Source organism: Tolypothrix sp. PCC 7601 (genome assembly GCF_025677855.1).
GTDB lineage: Bacteria > Cyanobacteriota > Cyanobacteriia > Cyanobacteriales > Nostocaceae > Aulosira > Aulosira diplosiphon.
Map to the genome: position 1 here is coordinate 8,489,905 of NZ_CP064879.1, position 18,244 is coordinate 8,508,148.

Sequence of the window (18,244 nt, forward strand, 5' to 3'; positions counted from 1 at the left end):
TTACAAATTTATTGAGTTTTTGAATTATTATAGGTAGTAATAGTATTTGAACATTCAGCTAACCTCCTTTCCTTGCATTCAAATGCTGGGACAAGGATGAAAAACATATTTATATATGAATATTATTGAAAGCAATACACTAATATTTTCAAGAATGCGACAGATTGTAGGGGCACGGCACCTGTAAGATATTGGACATGCCAAAAGATTGTGGATGCCGTGCCCCTACGAAGAATTTATCTGTCTGTTCCATATTTAACTTGCATATATTGGGCGGGCAAGATGCCCAACGCCACAATAAATATACAATTTCAGATTATGCAAACTAGATTTGGTTTAGCTTACCAATGCCCTATGCCCTATGCCCTATGCCCTAATCATTTCACAGATAGCTTTAATTAAAATTTCTGGCTCTACGGGTTTGGCAATATGCTTTTGAAAACCGACTTTGAGAGCCTGTTTTTGGTTATATTCTCCTGCATAAGCTGTGAGAGCGATCGCTTTAATTAATCCGCCTTGTTCTGGTGGTAAGGCTCTCACTTTTTGCATCAACATATAGCCATCCATATTTGGCATTCCGATGTCGCTGAGAATGATGTTGGGTTGAAATTGGGTTAAAGCTGTTAAAGCTTCATTTCCAGAAGCAGCCATGACGACTGTTGCCATTTCTTGCTCTAATAAAAAAGCTACAAATTCACGGGCATCTTGCTCATCGTCAACGACTAAAACTTTGATATCTTTTAAACTGAAAACTTGTGGCGATGTTTCGCCATCCTGATTAATAAAAACGGAACTAGATATGAGTGGGAGTTGAATTGTAAAGGTTGCTCCTTGTTCAACTCCGGGGCTATCTACATAAATGGTTCCGCCATGTAGTTCAGTTAAATGACGAACTATCGCTAAACCTAAACCCAATCCCCCAAATCTGCGGGTGGTTTTGCTATCTTCTTGGCGGAAATAGTCAAAAACGTAAGGTAAAAACTCTGGACTGATACCTTTACCATTGTCTTTTACTTGAATTTGGGCATGGTTGCCAATTTGCTCTACAAAGATTTCAACTTGTCCATTTTCTGGTGTAAATTTAACGGCATTAGTCAGCAAATTCCAGACTATTTGTTGTAGTCTTGCCCCATCTCCAGATACTTGTAAAGTATCATCTATAAAAACTGTTTGAATTTGAATATGTTTTGCTTCTGCTGCTAGGCGCACGGTTTCTAAAGCAGATTCCACAATTGTCACGATATTGACTGGAGAAATTTGCAAAGCCAGTTTACCGCGTAAAATCCGGGAGACATCGAGTAAATCGTCAATTAGTTGGGTTTGCAGTTTGGCGTTGCGTTCGATAGTTGCGATCGCGCGTTGGCTGGTTGTGGTATCTAGTTTACCTGCCAGCAGTAGCTGTGACCAACCGAGAATGGGATTGAGAGGCGATCGCAATTCATGGGATAACACCGCTAAAAATTCATCTTTGATGCGGTTGGCGGTTTCGGCTTCTCCTCTGGCTGCTTGTTCTCTTTCTAGTAGTCGTTCTCGCTCTGCTTCGGAGAGTTTACGCTCGGTAATGTCCGTATGGGTTCCCAACATTCGCAAAGGTTGACCCTGGCTATCCCAAGAGACGATTTTACCTATGGAAAGAATCCATTTCCAAGCACCTGATTTTGTTCGCAGTCTGAACTCGGCACGATAAATATCTATTTTGCCCGCAATATAATCTTCATAGGCTTGATAAGTTGATGCTAAGTCATCGGGATGCAGGCGATCGCGCCATTGAGCGTTGGTTTCCTGAAATTGTTCTGGCTCGTAACCTAGCATCTGAGCATATTCTGGGCTGACTACACCATCACCTGTTTGCACATTGAGGTCGAAAAGTCCCTGATTGGTGGCTGTTAAAGCCAATCGCAAGCGTTCTTCACTTTCGCGCAGCGCCGCCTCGGTTTGCTTACGTCTAATATCGCTAAACGAGATGGCTACCCCATCCCCTAGCTTCACGGCCATATTCCGGAACCATCCCGTAATCCCGTCGGCATTGTAGAATAATTCAATGTCGTGGGCTTTGCCCGTTTCTACAACCTGGACATAGCGTTGAAACAACTCGGCATTAAATTGATTACCAGGAAGCACTTCCAGCAAATATGCTCCTACCAGTTCTTCCACAGGATGCTTGAGAATTTCGGCTGCTTTGGGATTGACATAAGTCCAAACAAAATCTCTGATTGCTCCGGTTTGATCGCGTACGCTATCTAAAATAGTAAAGGCATCAAGGGAAAGTTCTTGACTGACGCGGAGGCGTTCTTCACTGCGGCGTAAAGCTTCTTCATCGCGTTTGCGATCAGTAATATCAAAAAACAGACCATCCCAAGCTTTACCAGATTCCGTTTGCTCAGGACGAGAACGGCCCTGAACCCACTTCAGTTGTCCCGATGGTGTAATCAGCCGTCCTTCCCATTCCCAAGGTAGTGAATTAGCAATAGCGATCGCCACGGAATCTGTAAAGGATGCCCAGTCATCAGGATGAATTAAGCTGAAAAAAGCATTGGCATCTCGAAGAATCGTCTCCGGTGCCAATTCTACCAATTCTCTTGCGCCGGAACTGACATAGGTAAAAGCAGCCGAACCATCGGTTGAGGGCGTATAGCGATAAACCATTCCTGGCATATTACTAACTAGTACCTGGTATCTAGCTTCACTTTGGCGGAGTGCCGATTCTACTTGCTTGCGATGGGTGATGTCCCAACCGATACCCAAACAACCAGGATTTCCCTCAGCATCATGGGCTAAATTAGACCAAATCTCCACATCGATCATTTGCCCATCTTGGCGCTGATGCTGGACTTCAATTGCATGGAGCGATCGCCCACTCAATACTGTTTGAATACTGGCTAGAAATTCTTGGTGGCGATGGGGAACAGTGGGCATAAATTGCTCAATTACCTCCTCTGCACTCCAACCATAAATTTGCTCGGCGGCGCGATTCCACAACTTGACAATCCCTTGAGGATCAAGAAAAGCAATGGCAACTGGACAGAGATCAATGAGAGTTTGTAGCGTCTGGTTCGTACGCTGTAGTTTTTCCTCTACTTGTTTGCGGTTAGTAATATCAAGCACAAAACCAACAACGGTATTTTCTCCCGACATCACAGCGCCATGCAGTATCGGAATCCGAGAACCATCCTTACGAATATACTCCTTCTCAAAAGGTTTACAGGCTCCAGTTGTGAGCAGCTCCTCAACAGCGCGATCGCTCACCTCCAGGTATTCTGGCGGAGTCATCTCCCGCCAACGCATTCGCCCAGACCGTAACTCCTCTTGGGTGTAGCCCACCATTTGCAGAAATATGTCGTTGGCTTCCAAGATGGGGCCGTTTAAATCCGCCACAATAATGCCAATAATGTTGGACTCTGCCAAACAACCAAACTTAGCCTCACTCCGCCTTAATGCTCCCAAATTCGCCTCAGCCTTTCTTTTGGCTGCTCTTTGTGCTTCGTTCAGTGAACTAATCAGCAAAGCTGCCATGAGAAAAACACTCAGTTGCACCAAACTGCCAGAATAAGAAACACTCCATGAGTAGACAGGCTCAACAAAGAAGTAATGAATTACTACTGTAGACACAGCAGTTGCTAGTAGTCCTGGCCCTAAACCTCCATACCAAGCACTCACCATGACTGCGACGAAAAATAGTGGACTTGGTGTTGCATCCAGATACGGACTTAACTTCAGGTTAATCACCAGTGCTAAGACAACTGATAATAAGGCAACGCCATAGTGTAACAGTTTAGTGAGCAATACCTTCCACCTGCTGCGATCGCCCTTGAGCAATTGTGAATGTGCCTCAGTCATCAAACACTTAACTCCGTTTCTGGAAAGTACTGTTCTAGTATCTGAATCTACTCCTGAGGGTTAATCTCTGGTGCATGGTTCAATTTCTTGAGCTGGTGTGAGGTTGCTTAAGCGTCAAACAATTTTAGATTTTAGATTTTGCGAAAAGTTGCGTGCGGGGGTTCCCCCCGTTGAGCAAACTTTTCAAGACGGATTTTGGATTGATTCCACAGATAAATCTGGGGGCTTGTACCATCAAGGAACTATTGGTCAATACATTAAGATTCAATGTAACTATCGTCACAACGATTCTCAATTTTGTAGCCAACTGCTCTTAGAAGAGTTCGAGTAGGAACGGAAAACTGAAGAAATTCGCTAATTCTATAGCATTTGCTAACAGTGATTATCTTTCAGTGGGTGTATGTGTTTATCTATCCTGCGATAGAACTTGAAGAGTGCTGAGTTGGAGAGACGCGATTAATCGCCTCTATACAAGAGTTCTTTTCATTGAAAGCGGCGGGAAACTCCATCCCCTTGTGGGTGGAGAGGGATAGCTGCCCCGCCGCTTGGGGCATTGGGCATTGGTATGTTCTTTCCCATGCCCCATCCCCTATTCCCCATGCCCAAAAACTCCATCCCCTTGTGGGTGGAGTTTTTCATGCTTGGCTGTAAAATTTTTTCATCTAGACTGCCTTCTGCATTGCCATAACGATAATTTTTAACACGAGCTACTTAATGAATTAATGAAAATCTTGCTGATTGAAGACGACGAGATTTTAGTCAGTGTCTTAGCAAATTCTTTAACCCAAAACAATTATGTTGTTGACATCGCGCCAGATGGATATGCGGGTTGGGAATATAGTCAAGCTTATAACTACGATTTGATATTAATTGATGTGGGATTACCGAAACTGGACGGTATTAGTTTATGTCAACGCTTACGTTCTGCTGGTAACTCCACCCCGATTTTGTTAATTACCGCCAAAGATGCAACTAGCGATCGCATCCGTGGGCTTGATGCTGGTGCTGATGATTACCTGATCAAACCGTTAGATTTAGGAGAACTGCAAGCCAGGGTGAGGGCGCTGTTACGTCGGGGTGATACTCCTGTTTCTCTAGTGCTGGAAATTGGCGGATTAAGTCTCGATCCAAGTAGTTGCGAAGTAATATTTAACGGTAAACTCCTAGATTTAACACCTAAAGAATACAGCCTGCTCGAGTTATTTATCCGCAACCCTTCCCGAGTTTTTAGCCGGGGAAATATTATCGAGCATCTCTGGACTTTTGACGATCCACCCCAAGAAGAAAGTGTTAAATCGCACATTAAAGGCTTGCGGCAAAAGTTAAAAGCAGTCGGCGCAGTCGATTGGATTGAAAATGTATATGGTTTGGGATATCGATTGCACCCAGCGGTGAAAGCAGCGGGGGAGCAGAGAAGAGAGGATAAACCAAAATTACCCGTCTCTAATATTCAACAGCAGTTTAACCAAGCAATGAGTAAGTTGTGGCATCAATATGAAGGGTTGATGCAGCAACGGATGGCGGTACTGCAAGCAGCCGCCGCTGCACTTTCTGGAGAGTTATCTCTAGAGTTACGCCAATCCGCAGAAAAAGAAGCTCATAAGCTAGCTGGTGTGTTAGGAATGTTTGAGCTAGAGACGGGTACTCAGATAGCGCGGGAAATTGAGCAGATTTTGGGGAAAAATGCCAAATTATCTGCGGCTCAAAAAACGCAATTGCGATCGCAAATTCAAGAGTTGGGTAACTTAATCAATTTGATGGGGCAAAATTCCAATCCAACTACCACCTTGAATGCAGAAGAAATTAGTCAGCGATTACTATTAATTGACCCCAATCCGCAACTGAGTTCGCATTTGCAACAACTTGTTGGCAACTTAGGTATAGACTGGCAACAAATTACCAAGTTAGCGGAAGCCAAAAACCTACTACAAACTACATCACCAGATTTAGTGGTGCTAAATGTCAGTGAAATGGGACATCGACAAGAAAGTTTGGCGTTGCTATCAGATTTAGCTACTCGGACTCCGCCTATACCCGTTGTGGTACTAGCTGCTGATGAGTTAGCAGAACGCGTAACTTTGGCGCAGTATGGCGCACGGGGTTTTTTAGCTCAACCTGTAACAGCCGCTCAAATTTGGGATGTTGCATCTCAACTATTACAGCGCACTCACGATTTACGAGTGAATGTCTTGGTTGTCGATGACGATCCTGTGATTCTAGCTGCATTGCGCTCAATGTTGGAACCTTGGGGGATGCGGGTGACAGCATTAGACAAGCCGTTGCGTTTCTGGGAGTTACTGCAATCCACCACACCAGATTTGTTGATTTTGGATGTGGAAATGCCTGATATCAGTGGCATAGAATTATGCCAAGCAGTTCGCACAGATCCGCAATGGCAGGAATTGCCGATTATGTTTCTCACCGCACACCGCGACATAGAAACCGTGCAGCAGGTGTTTGCGGTTGGCGGAGATGACTATGTAATTAAACCAGTAGTAGGCGCAGAACTATTAGCGCGGATTAATCATCGCTTAGAACGCAGTCGCTTACTCCAGTCGCTTTCTACTAAAGATTCGCTCACCGGATTAGCAAATCAGTTACAGTCTAGCCGCGACTTGCAGCAGTTAATTATTCAAGCCCAAAAACATCAGCATTCCCTTTGCTTGGCGATATTGAGTATCACAGATTTACGCCAAATCAACAGCAAATATGGACATGAAACTGGTAACCAAGTATTGCAACGATGGAGTCGTCTATTTCAATCTACATTGTGTAGCGGCGAAGTTCTTGGTTATTGGGGCAATGGAGAATTTGTCATCGGATTTTCTGGGTTAACCAAACCAGAAGTCAAAGACCGCTTAGGTAATATTTTAACTACTCTCCGCCAGCAAATATTCACAGATGCCAATGGCGATCGCTTTCAAGCCGTTTGCAATTGTGCTGTGGTTGAGTATCCTCAAGATGGACAAAACATTCAATCTTTATATCAAGCTGCCATTGGTCTTTAAAAAGGCTTTTCCCTGCTTGTATGTGAATTAATTTTAAAGCCTAATTATGTTCCTGATGAAGCGAAGCATCTGTCCGGAATGAAAGAGAGGACTTATGTAATAACTATGTATATTCCAACACCGATATTATGAAAAATATTCAGTATATAGATCCTAATTTTGAGCAGCTTTTCGCTGAAATTGACCCCCAAATAGCAAATTCCTTTACGGCAGAGCAATTAGCAGCTATACACAGGGGTTTTGGCTCTAGTTCTTGGAATCGTCATCCTTTAGACATTAGAGTTACAGTACCAATTCCAGGATTAAGGTTTTATCTGGTATTGCTAGGAGGTTTAGAACGTCGTTCTCAAAAGCGTTTACGCTATGAAAAAGGGTTATATCCTTTTTGGACTATTAAAAATATCTTGTTTATCATAGCAATTCTCGGAATTATATCTGCTTCTAGCTATACTATATTTTCTTTTGCTTTATCTTCTCGCGCTGCCAAATCCAGTGCTTATTATCCAACTTCAATTCCTTGGATTTCTGACCAATCAGAATGTGAAAATACAAATAGAGTCTGGCGTGATGATAAGTGTTGGGATTATCAACACAGCCCCGATTTCTAATAATACTATGAAATCTAAATACTGAGTTATTTTGTAATCACGAATTACGAATTGCCAAATTGATTATTACCAGGAACCTAATATGCCAAAAAACCGTTTTACCAAACCTAATTCACAACCCGATCCATTTGTACAAAAATTCTTCGCCCGTATTCCTCCTCAAACAGCAGCTACTTTTACATCTGTCCAATTAGCGGAGCTAAAAAGGGTGTTTGAAAATCGGGTGAGTAGGAATCATGCTGTGGATATGAGGCTTTCCATTCCCTTTTTTAAAAAGCGTTTTTATCTAGTTTTTTTACTCGGTAGAGAAAAGCGTTTAAAGCCACGTGTTTGATACAGTATTTTTCAATTTGATAATGTAGAAATTGGCTGGCTTTGAAGCAGTTATCAGCAGAGATAAGCAGATTTTTTAGATTTTAATATGAAGTCCCTCACAATAGCTGGAACCGCAGCAACGATTTTTTGATAGAGTGATGCTTTGTCGAATGCTCTTCATCTTATATGTCGTCCCAGGTATCGCTCCCTCAATCGCTGCAAACAGGCTTACCTCTCACTGCGCTTGCACCCATGCAGGATGTGACAAACCTGTGGTTTATGAAAGTCATTGCCCAATATGGTAGCCCTGACTATTTCTTTACCGAGTATTTCCGCGTTAATGAGACTTCACGGCTAAATCGGAGCATTCTGGCAGCAATCACCGAAAACGACACAGGCCGCCCGGTTTTTGCTCAAATGATTGGCGAAAGTATTCCAGATTTGGTCAGAACAGCAAAGGAACTCTGCAAATATAATATTGCTGGCGTTGACTTGAATATGGGCTGTCCAGCACCAAGAATCTATCGCAAGCAAGTCGGGGGTGGATTGCTGCTTACGCCAGAAAAAGTGGATCGGATTTTGGGAGAATTACGACAAGCCGTTAGCGATCGCCCTTTGACTGTCAAGATGCGTGTAGGCTTTGAAAATACAGATACTTTTTACAAGATTCTAGATTTAATTAATCGCCACAGCATTGATTTGCTGAGTTTGCATGGTCGTACGGTCAAAGATATGTACCACGGCCCAGTCAAATATAATTTGATTGCGGAAGCTGTAAGGTGGGTAAATTGTCCAGTGCTGGCTAACGGTAATATTTACTCAGCGAAAAAAGCCTTAGAAATACTTGCTCAAACTGGCGCAGCAGGTGTGATGGTGGGACGCTGGGCGATTGGGAATCCTTGGCTATTTAATCAAATTCGCCAAGCTTTGCGAAAAGAAGCGATCGCACCCATGCCATTAGTAGAAGTACGCAACTATGTTGAGCGTTTATGGCAAACCCCAGAAGCACCCAATATACCAGAGCGGGCGCGCGTCGGCTACCTAAAAATGTTTCTCAATTACATTGCTTTAAGTGTAGATGCCCAAGGGCATTTCCTGCGACTGATGCGTCAGGCACAAACCGAGGTAGAACTATTTAAAATTTGCGATCGCTTTCTCCTAGGTGAAGAAACAAAAACTTTAGCCCTAGAACCCTATCAAGGTGTGTAAGAGACTTCCAAGTCTTTTCGGTTAAGGGGAATGGGGAATGGGTAATGGGTAATGGGTAATGGGTAATGGGTAATGGGTAATGGGAAAGAAAAAACCTTTAACCCTTAACCTTTCACCTTTTCCCCAAAAGCTATTTTGAGTTCAAAACGCTATCCCTTGTAGTATTGGGAGAGAATAAATTACCATGCCCCATGCCCCATGCCCAATGCCCATTTTCAAACTCCATCCCCTTAAGGGTGGAGTTTTTTTAGCTAGCTGTGACTCACACTATTAATAGATTGCTGCGCGCATAAAAGTTTGAGGTAAGGTGTAATGAATATTGCTACCAGAAAAGAGCTGCTCATGACTAACAAAACTGCTGATACTCTATATCCAGTTGAAGAATTGCTGCGGGAACGGTGGAGTCCTTTGGCGTTTTCTGAGGAACTAGTGGAAACAGATAAATTATGCACTGTTTTAGAAGCAGCAGGATGGGCAGCATCTTCTTACAATGAGCAGCCGTGGAGTTTTATTGTTGCTACTAAAGACAATCCAGTAGAATTTCAACGTTTATTAGATTGCCTAGTAGAAGGAAATCAAGAATGGGCGAAAAATGTCCCAGTTTTGATGATTTCCGTAGCCAAACTTAACTTTGAGCGCAACGGTGCAGAAAATCGGCACGCCTTTCATGATGTCGGTGCAGCGACGACTACTTTAGCAATCCAAGCTATGGCATTAGGGCTATTTATTCACCAAATGGCGGGATTTGATGTAGCTAAAGCCAAAGAAGTATACAGCATTCCAGATGGTTATGAGCCTGTAGCTGCGATCGCCCTTGGCTATCTTGGCGATCCGCAAACTCTCTCAGAAAAGTTACAGCAACGAGAGTTGGCGCTACGCAGCCGCAAACCTTTAGAAACCTATGTGTTCTCTGGTAGTTGGAATCAAGTCTCACCAGTTATCAACAGCCAAGATTGAAGTTTTGAGGCAATACTTGTCGGTTAAGGATTTTAAACTCTTAATTTGGTTTAGGGAAAAGGTGAAAGGGTAAGGGTTAAAGGTTTTTTCTTGCCCCTTTTACCCTTCCCCTTTTCTCCTTAACCGACAAGTATTGAGAGTTGAGATGAATATTTTCCTACTCAGGTTGGAGGACTAATTATTTAGTTCAGCTAATAATTAATTGTTCCGCTTTAGTGGTCTATCGCGTTAATCATGTGGGGCTGTGAGATCCCCGACTTCTTCAAGAAGTCGGGGATCTGAACCCTAGCAAATTCTCATAACTTTGACGATAAATCACTAGTTCATAAATACAGCAGATTGCAAGTTGGCGAAGTACAGATAATTGTAAGGGCACGGCAGTGCCGTGCCCCTACCTGCGTACCTCATTTACCTGAACAACGCTGTAAATTACCAATTTACATTCAGTTAATTTTGCTTGGGCAGTGGAAGGTTGCGCTAATGGAAACTCCTAATCCGAAAATCAATAATTCCGCTTTCAAAAGGCTTTCGGGACAACAAGGGCTGCTGGTAGGGTTGGGGCTGGGTGTAGTCTTAGCTATTGGCGGGATGACTGTGTTTTCTCGTTTTGGGAATCAGCGTGCAGCTGCTCCCACTCAATCTGCTCCCGCCGCAGGTGCTAAAAATGCCGCATTACCAGTAAAAGTTCAGCAAGTTGCCACTAGTACGACTGAAGAAAGTACCAATTTTGTGGGAGCGTTAGAAGCACAGCAAAAAGTGACGCTACAACCGCAAATTCAGGGGCGAATTGAAAATATTCTCGTGTCTAGCGGGCAACGGGTGCAGAAGGGAACGCCCATTGCATCTTTGAGTTTGGATCAGACTCAGGCAAATGTTGCTAGTTCCATCGCCGCCGCTAATGCTGCCCAAGCGGGGTTAAAAACGGCGCAAGCACAGCTACAACAAGCCCAGGCACAGCGTACTAAAGTAGCTGCAAATCTTCAGCTTCAGCAAACCCAATTGAACCGCACTCAACAATTAGTCAGAGAGGGGGCGTTAGCAGCGCAGCAGTTAGATATTGCTAGGAATAATGTGCAAAGTGCGATCGCGGATTTACAAGCCGCAGATAAGGAAGTTGCAGCCGCGAATGCTGGTATTAGGCAAGCTCAGGCGAATATCCGCCAAGCCCAAGCAGGTACGGCTGCGGCGCAAGTAAATGTGAATCTTAAACGTGTAGTATCACCGATTAATGGCATAGTCGGTGAATTTCCTGTAAAAATTGGGGATTATGTCTCCACTGGGCAAACTATCACCACCATTATTCAAAATGATGCCCTAGATTTAAATCTTTCTGTACCTTCCAATCGCTTGAAGCAACTACGAGTTGGCTTACCTGTGCAGTTAGTCGATCCAACGACGCAGCAAGTAATTGGTACGGGGGCAATTAACTATATTTCTCCTACAGTTAGTTCTAATCAACAATCGATTTTAAGCAAAGCACGTTTTAATAATTCCCCAGGAAGATTGCGCGATGGGCAATATGTGCAAGCGCGGATTATTTGGAATCGCCAACCAGGGGTATTGATTCCCACTGTGGCTATTTCTCGGATTGGCGGACAAAGTTTTGTCTTTGTCACAGAAAATACAACTGTTAACGGCAAGCCACAGCAAATTGTGCATCAGCGTTTAGTGCGTCTTGGTGATATTCAAGGAACGAATTATCAAGTTCTGGAAGGACTTAAACCAGGCGAAACCATTGTTACCTCTGGCATTCTCAAACTGAGAGAAGGCACACCCATTCAACCCCAATCCTAAATCCAGGAGACTTGAGCGTGTCGATCGCGAACAACTTTATCAAACGCCCGGTGTTAACTACCGTTTGTACCCTAGTGATTCTGCTTTTGGGGTGCCTGTGTATTCCGCTACTACCACTTAATTATCTGCCAGATATTGCCCCAATTCGGGTTCAGGTATCAGCGAACTATACCGGGGCAGATGTTGCCACCGTTGAAAGTGCTGTGACTACAACCCTAGAGCGGCAAATTAACGGTGTCGAGGGTATGCAATACATGACCTCGAACAGTTCCGCAGGCAGCAGTCAAATTTCAGTATATTTTGGTGCAGAAACTGATAAAAATATTGCTCAGGTTAACGTACAAAATCGCATCGCCAGGGCAACACCCCGCTTACCCACCAGCGTGCAACAACTGGGTGTGACAGCACAAACGGCTTCCACAAGTATTTTGTTGGTGTATACCTTCTATGCCGAAAATAACGAGTACGATCCGCTATTTATTAGTAACTATATTGACCTAAATTTACGCGATCAACTGCTGCGAACGCCAGGAGTCGGAGATTTGACGATTTTTGGGGAAAAACGCTATGCTATGCGGCTATGGCTCGATCCTAATGCCTTGGCGAGTCGGCAATTAACTGTGGCAGATGTGGCGACAGCACTGCGATCGCAAAATATTCTCGCTGGGGCCGGAACCTTGGGACAAGCACCCATACCCCCAGGACAAAGCTATGAAATTCCGTTGCGGGTAAATGGTCAGTTTCAAAATGCGGCGGAGTTTGAGAACCTAGTTATTAAAGCTGGGAGTAATGGAGATTTAATAAAACTCCGAGATGTAGGACGTGCGGAACTCGGCTCGGAGACTTACGCCAGCAATGCCAGAAATAACGGTAAACCTGCGATTGGACTGGCAATTTATCAATCACCGGGAAGTAATGCGCTAGATGTGGCGAAAAACATTGAAGCGCAGATGGAAGAGTTAAGCAAAGAGTTTCCACCCGGATTAAAAACCCAGGTGGTTTACGATACCGTGGGTTTTGTGCAAGCTTCCCTAGAAGAAGTAGTGAAAACTCTGGTGGAAGCAATTGTTCTGGTTGTCTTGGTGATTTTTCTGTTTCTCCAAGACTGGCGCGCCACAATTATTCCCCTGGTAGCAATTCCGGTTTCCCTAGTTGGTGCATTAGCATTTGCTTACATATTCAAATTTTCCCTCAACAATTTAACTTTATTCGGCTTAATCTTAGCCACAGGGTTAGTTGTGGATGATGCAATTATCGTTGTGGAAGCGATCGCCCGCAAAATTGAACAGGGAGTCAGGCCGCTGCAAGCTTCCTTTGAAGCAATGGAAGAATTGACGGGGGCGGTAGTTGCAACATCGCTGGTATTAATGGCGGTATTTATTCCCGTGGCATTTTTCCCAGGTTCTACCGGAAAAATGTATCAGCAGTTCGCCTTAGTCATTGCCTTCTCTATTGTGATTTCCACATTTAACGCCCTTACCTTCAGTCCCAGTATGGCGGCGATTTTGCTGCGTCCACCGCAACCCAAACGCGGCCCCTTGGGCTGGTTTTTTACCAAATTTAATCAGGTTGTGGCATGGATTATCGATAGATTTCTGGCAATTGTCCGCTTTTTAATTCGCCTGCGTTATGCTGTCGTCGCCTTGTTTGTGGTGGGATTATTTGGAACTTATTTTATGTTCACCCAGGTGCCCACAGGATTTGTACCCAATGAAGACCAGGGGATTGTTTTAGGGATTATTCAAGGCCCCGATGGAGTTGCCCTCAATTATACAGATGAAGTAATTACCAAACTTGAACAAATTCTGCAAAAAGAACCAGAAATTGAAAACGTTTTTGCAACTTCCGGATTTGGTTTTGCTGGTAGCGGCTCAAATCGCGGTGTCTTCTTTGCCAAACTGAAACCTTGGGAGGAACGCACCAACCCAAACCAAAGCGCCTCAGCAATTTTAAAGCGAATTAATGGCGCATTTCAAACCATCCCAGAAGCAATTATTACCGCCGTCAATCCGCCGCCAATTCAAGGTTTTAGCACCTTGGGGGGATTTGAGTTACAACTAGAAGACCGCACCAATGGCAGATTGACAATAGATGACTTCTTCGCCAACGCCCAAGCGGTGATTGCTCAAGCCAACCAACAACCATCCCTAGCAGGTGGAGTGTTTACGCAGTTTACCGCCAGTACACCCCAGTTTCAAATTGACTTCGATCGCAATCGCCTAGAAGCACTCAATGTTGATTTTCAGCAAGCTGTCAACACCTTGGGCGCAGCCATCGGCTCCCAGTATGTCAATGATTTTACCTTGGGACAGCAGAGCTATCGCGTTTACGTCCAAGCCGAGGGCAATTATCGGCGATCGCCTGATGATATTAATCAACTTTATGTGCGATCGGCAAACAACCAAATGGTGCGCTTGAGTGAAGTAGCCAAACTCACACCCATTACAGGGCCATCTGTGATCTCTCACTACAACGGCTTCCGTTCCATCAGTATCCAAGGTAGAGAAGCACAGGGTTACAGTAGCGGACAAGCAATCCAAGCCATGCAGCAAACAGTAACCGCCACCGCATTACCAGGCGTAGGTAGCGATTGGACAGGAACCGCCCGCGAAGAATTATCCGCAGGTAACTTAGGGATTCTGATTTTCGGCTTCGGGATTATTATGGTGTTCCTCACCCTAGCTGCTCAGTATGAAAGTTATGTTGACCCAGCAATTATTCTGTTAACTGTACCCTTAGCCTTGTTTGGTGCATTAAGTGCGCTATCATTGCGCGGTTTGGTAAACGATGTTTACGCCAACGTCGCCTTGGTAATGTTAATCGGACTCGCCTCCAAAAACGCAATTTTGATTGTCGAGTTCGCCAACCAAGCCTTTGAGCAAGGAATGACAATTACCCAAGCAGCCTTAACAGCCGCCCAAGAGCGATTTCGACCCATCGTCATGACATCCAGCGCCTCATTGCTGGGATTCTTCCCCCTCGTCATCGCCTCCGGTGCAGGTTCCGCCTCCCGTTGGTCTTTAGGAACAGCGTTATTTGGGGGATTACTGGTAGCAACAGTTTTAAGCTTACTAATTGTGCCAGTTTTGTATGTCATCATCAAGAATTTAGAAGAACGCTTCTTAAAACGCAAACCTGCTCATCAAACCAAATCGCCTAACTCTGATATACAAGAGGAACAAGTAGCTGCTGGGGTGGGGAGTGGTGATGAGCGCGGTTCCGGTGATTCCAGGTAAATGTGAGCAGAGCAATACTGCTCTCAAAATTGGTTAAGGGGGAAAGGTTAAGGGTTAAGGGTTAAGGGTTAAAGGTTTTTCTTTCCCATTCCCCATTCCCCTTTCCCCCTTAACCTTCCATATTTAACTTGCATATATGGGGCGGGCAAGATGCCCAACGCCACTTGCTACAACGCGGGGAACCCGCGCAACACAGTGGCTCCCCCACAATAAATATACAATTGCAAATTAGATGTGGTTTAGCTTAACAAAACCAAAAAACTACTAACTCAACAAAAAACCGAACAATCATTTTGGAGGGGGTTTGGGGGACGCAACCGTCACCCAATCGGGGGTTTGGGGGAGAATCCCCCAATTCTGCCGGCTTCTTTAATAAGTCACAAATCAATCGCTAATGAGCTTAACCCCAGCTAGGTGATATTAAAATCCTAGCCAAGAGCGATCGCAAATTTCTATTATGCCGACTCCGTACTTAACACACCTAACTCTAAACCCATATCAGCTGATTAAAAAATTTTAAAGATTCCGATCCGACTGAGAAATACACTGAGACAATGAAAGTGTACCCCAATAATTTCATATCAAGTCCGGTTAATTAATTCATGATACGGGTATCTGTGCAAAAACAGAGTTTCTCTGTTTCCCCTTGCTCCCCATAGTCTTCATGATGAGTCTTTAACCAAACAAGATATAACAGGGGTGTTGAGTATCGGAGCAAAGCAAATGAACGCCAAACTGATCGCTTTCTCTGGAATTGTCACCGCACTATTAGGCGCAGGAATAGGTTTTATTATTGCCTATTTACTTCCTTCCCCCTATACAAGCCCAATGTATAAGGATTTGGCGGCAAAATACGCCATTATTGGTGGCGCTGCTGGTTTGCTGATTGGCTCCAGTCAAGAAATGGTTCGCGAACTCAAGCAAGAACGAGATGCAGAAGAAGAATTACTGCGAGATTTAGATAAAGCTATTCGCTCTAGTACAAATAAAGAAAAGTAACGACAGATATCAATACTTGTGGGTTAAGGGAACAGGGGAATGGTTCAAGGGAAAGAAAAAACCTTTAACCCTTAACCTTTACCCCAAAACCAATTTTGAATTCAAATCGCTTAACCGAGCAGTATTAGGACAGATATATGTGTGAGTCCTTGCAATCATCAGTACCACGGAAATAGCTATACCAAATATCTCAATGCTTTTTAGGAAGTGTTCAAATTTGAATACTTCATTTTTTTATATCAAATACTCGACAGGGTGACAAAGAAGTTACAAAGCAGACAGGATAATGTGCATATAACTGCTAGTTTCCATCCCCTTGAGGGGTGATGAATTGAAAACGAGGGAAGCGAATGCCCATTGGTGTCAACTTAACGTGAAACCCGCTTGGCGACAAGGTTCTGCCCTCACCCCCAGCCCCTCTCCCACCAGGAGAGGGGAGTAAGAAATTTAGTTCCCCTTCTCCTGCGGGAGAAGGGGTTAGGGGATGAGGGCGCGAGGTATTTGTACAACACGCGCCGTATATAGCTTTAAGCTTAAGTTGACACATATGGCGAATGCCTCCCCCCTATCCCTATAAGTATGGTTTCCATCCCCGTGAGGGGTGATGAATTGAAAACAAAATCAAAGGTAATCCATGCTTGCCTTTGATTAAGTCGACGTTTCCATCCCCGTGAGGGGTGATGAATTGAAAACTACTCCAATTCTTTTTTGGTTTATTTATTTACACAACAGTTTCCATCCCCGTGAGGGGTGATGAATTGAAAACATTACAGTTATTAAAACTGCTAAAGCAGTTAATAACAGTTTCCATCCCCGTGAGGGGTGATGAATTGAAAACTTTATACAATTGGTATGCAACAGGCACAAGCGACAGGTTTCCATCCCCGTGAGGGGTGATGAATTGAAAACCCTACCCTTTTAGAACGCTTGCTATGACTGGGTTTGAAAGTGTCATTTTAGCGGGGGGTCTAATTTTACTATCAATAAGCATACTTTACTGACAATAAGCCACCACGACAAGCATCTTAAAGCCTTACTCAGTAAGCGATTAGCGGGGGTCAACGAAAGAATAAGGGTTTCCAGCATTGGCATACCCCCGCTAAAAATTTGCGTGTGAAAGGTAAAAGCTAATACTTTAACTTTCACTAGGAAACGTTATATTAAGTTTTCGAGGTACTGTAATGTTGAGTAATAGTATAACAAAACACTTAGAATTTTGAAAGCCGAAAACATTAACTTTTCAGTATTACAGACAAACCAAAAGCCAAAACAATAATAAAAGTTAGCATATCAATTAAGAGCGATCGCTCCGCTAAAGCCTTCTCTTTGCTACGCAACGCTAGGGCGAACGGCTAACGTACTTTTAGCAAATCTCTGATAGTTTTGGCTACACAGTGATGATGGTGTTCGGTGATGCACTGACGCAAAGGAGAAAGCAATCTCTGCTTTTGCTTGCTGAATATACCGAAATGAGAAAGCAAAAGGTCATTCTGAGAAAGCAATATCTGCTCTTACTTGCTGAATATACTGAAATGAGAAAGCAAAAGGTCATTGAGAGAAAACAATATCTGCTTTTACTTACTAACTATCATCAAACGAGAAAGCAAAAGGGCATTTTGAGAAAACAATATCTGCTTTTACTTACTAAATATCATCAAACGAGAAAGCAAAAGGGCATTTTGAGAAAACAATATCTGCTTTTGCTTTCTTAATAATTGAGAGATTGAATTTTGTAGGTCGCTATGCTACTGTTTATACCAAAATCTGCACCTTGAAAACTAAATCGTACTAGCTCCCTTTTTAAAAAGGATTTAGGAGAAGCTAAAACGTTTTGCTATCAACCGCAAGACTTTTAAAACATTCTCTATTAGTTAGTTTCCTGCAGTCATTTTGTTAAGTAATGTAAACTGAGGGGGTCGTCCAAAGTCTTAAAGGCTGATTGTTTCGTAGACCCCCTCAGGTAACCTACTGTATAAGGGTTTGAGTTACTTAAAGACTGTATTTATTGTCAATAATTATAGTCTATTGACAGGTAAAACAGACCCCCCTCAGTTTTACAGTTATGTAAGCCTTATTTGGTAAGCTTTCTGCAAGAGTAGGGTTTTAAATCACTTACCCCTCACGGGGATGGAAACAACTCCTATGACCTCCTGTAGGAATGCCATCCTGCATTATGTTTTAAATCACTTACCCCTCACGGGGATGGAAACTTTATAGACCTATAACAGGTGTTATAGCCTATTTCATAGTTTTAAATCACCATTACCCATTACCTAATCCC

10 protein-coding genes and 1 CRISPR repeat array are annotated in these 18,244 nt (G+C 43.6%); of the genes, 9 read left to right on the forward strand and 1 reads right to left on the reverse strand.

Features of this window, described 5'->3' with window-relative positions:
- Positions 1-366: 366 nt before the first annotated feature.
- Positions 367-3,837, reverse strand: coding sequence for a PAS domain S-box protein (locus HG267_RS34515; RefSeq protein ID WP_052335176.1), 3,471 nt, complete (start codon positions 3,835-3,837; stop codon positions 367-369).
- A gap of 722 nt (positions 3,838-4,559) precedes the next feature.
- Here HG267_RS34515 and HG267_RS34520 point away from each other — a divergent pair.
- The 9 genes from HG267_RS34520 (at position 4,560) to HG267_RS34560 (ending at position 17,675) form a co-directional block, all read left to right on the forward strand.
- The gene (locus HG267_RS34520) at positions 4,560-6,845 is read left to right on the forward strand and encodes a response regulator (protein WP_045870201.1); all 2,286 of its coding nucleotides are present in this window, start codon (positions 4,560-4,562) and stop codon (positions 6,843-6,845) included.
- A gap of 128 nt (positions 6,846-6,973) precedes the next feature.
- Positions 6,974-7,453, forward strand: a complete 480-nt coding sequence (locus tag HG267_RS34525; RefSeq protein WP_052335175.1) for a hypothetical protein — start codon at positions 6,974-6,976, stop codon at positions 7,451-7,453.
- 82 nt (positions 7,454-7,535) lie between these two features.
- Positions 7,536-7,787: a hypothetical protein gene (locus tag HG267_RS34530; RefSeq protein ID WP_052335174.1), complete on the forward strand. Its 252-nt coding sequence runs from the start codon at positions 7,536-7,538 to the stop codon at positions 7,785-7,787.
- A 167-nt stretch (positions 7,788-7,954) separates the two neighbouring features.
- Complete coding sequence (locus HG267_RS34535; RefSeq protein ID WP_045870200.1) at positions 7,955-8,977, forward strand: tRNA-dihydrouridine synthase family protein; 1,023 nt, start codon at positions 7,955-7,957, stop codon at positions 8,975-8,977.
- A gap of 342 nt (positions 8,978-9,319) precedes the next feature.
- Complete coding sequence (locus tag HG267_RS34540; protein ID WP_045870503.1) at positions 9,320-9,934, forward strand: nitroreductase family protein; 615 nt, start codon at positions 9,320-9,322, stop codon at positions 9,932-9,934.
- A gap of 480 nt (positions 9,935-10,414) precedes the next feature.
- Positions 10,415-11,728, forward strand: coding sequence for an efflux RND transporter periplasmic adaptor subunit (locus HG267_RS34545; protein WP_228045567.1), 1,314 nt, complete (start codon positions 10,415-10,417; stop codon positions 11,726-11,728).
- Positions 11,729-11,739: 11 nt separating this feature from the next.
- Positions 11,740-14,964, forward strand: coding sequence for an efflux RND transporter permease subunit (locus tag HG267_RS34550; RefSeq protein ID WP_081584000.1), 3,225 nt, complete (start codon positions 11,740-11,742; stop codon positions 14,962-14,964).
- 723 nt (positions 14,965-15,687) lie between these two features.
- Complete coding sequence (locus tag HG267_RS34555) at positions 15,688-15,963, forward strand: hypothetical protein (protein ID WP_045870199.1); 276 nt, start codon at positions 15,688-15,690, stop codon at positions 15,961-15,963.
- Positions 15,964-16,545: 582 nt separating this feature from the next.
- A CRISPR array of direct repeats spans positions 16,546-16,872; the repeat unit is 35 nt; unit sequence GTTTCCATCCCCGTGAGGGGTGATGAATTGAAAAC.
- A gap of 488 nt (positions 16,873-17,360) precedes the next feature.
- The gene (locus HG267_RS34560) at positions 17,361-17,675 is read left to right on the forward strand and encodes a hypothetical protein (RefSeq protein WP_045870198.1); all 315 of its coding nucleotides are present in this window, start codon (positions 17,361-17,363) and stop codon (positions 17,673-17,675) included.
- The last annotated feature ends 569 nt before the right edge of the window (positions 17,676-18,244 follow it).

Coding starts and splice junctions, on each gene's coding strand:
- HG267_RS34515 (WP_052335176.1), bottom strand. CDS start 3,837: ATGACTGAGGCACATTCACAATTGCTCAAGGGCGATCGCAGCAGGTGG.
- HG267_RS34520 (WP_045870201.1), top strand. CDS start 4,560: ATGAAAATCTTGCTGATTGAAGACGACGAGATTTTAGTCAGTGTCTTA.
- HG267_RS34525 (WP_052335175.1), top strand. CDS start 6,974: ATGAAAAATATTCAGTATATAGATCCTAATTTTGAGCAGCTTTTCGCT.
- HG267_RS34530 (WP_052335174.1), top strand. CDS start 7,536: ATGCCAAAAAACCGTTTTACCAAACCTAATTCACAACCCGATCCATTT.
- HG267_RS34535 (WP_045870200.1), top strand. CDS start 7,955: ATGTCGTCCCAGGTATCGCTCCCTCAATCGCTGCAAACAGGCTTACCT.
- HG267_RS34540 (WP_045870503.1), top strand. CDS start 9,320: ATGACTAACAAAACTGCTGATACTCTATATCCAGTTGAAGAATTGCTG.
- HG267_RS34545 (WP_228045567.1), top strand. CDS start 10,415: ATGGAAACTCCTAATCCGAAAATCAATAATTCCGCTTTCAAAAGGCTT.
- HG267_RS34555 (WP_045870199.1), top strand. CDS start 15,688: ATGAACGCCAAACTGATCGCTTTCTCTGGAATTGTCACCGCACTATTA.
- HG267_RS34560 (WP_045870198.1), top strand. CDS start 17,361: ATGATGGTGTTCGGTGATGCACTGACGCAAAGGAGAAAGCAATCTCTG.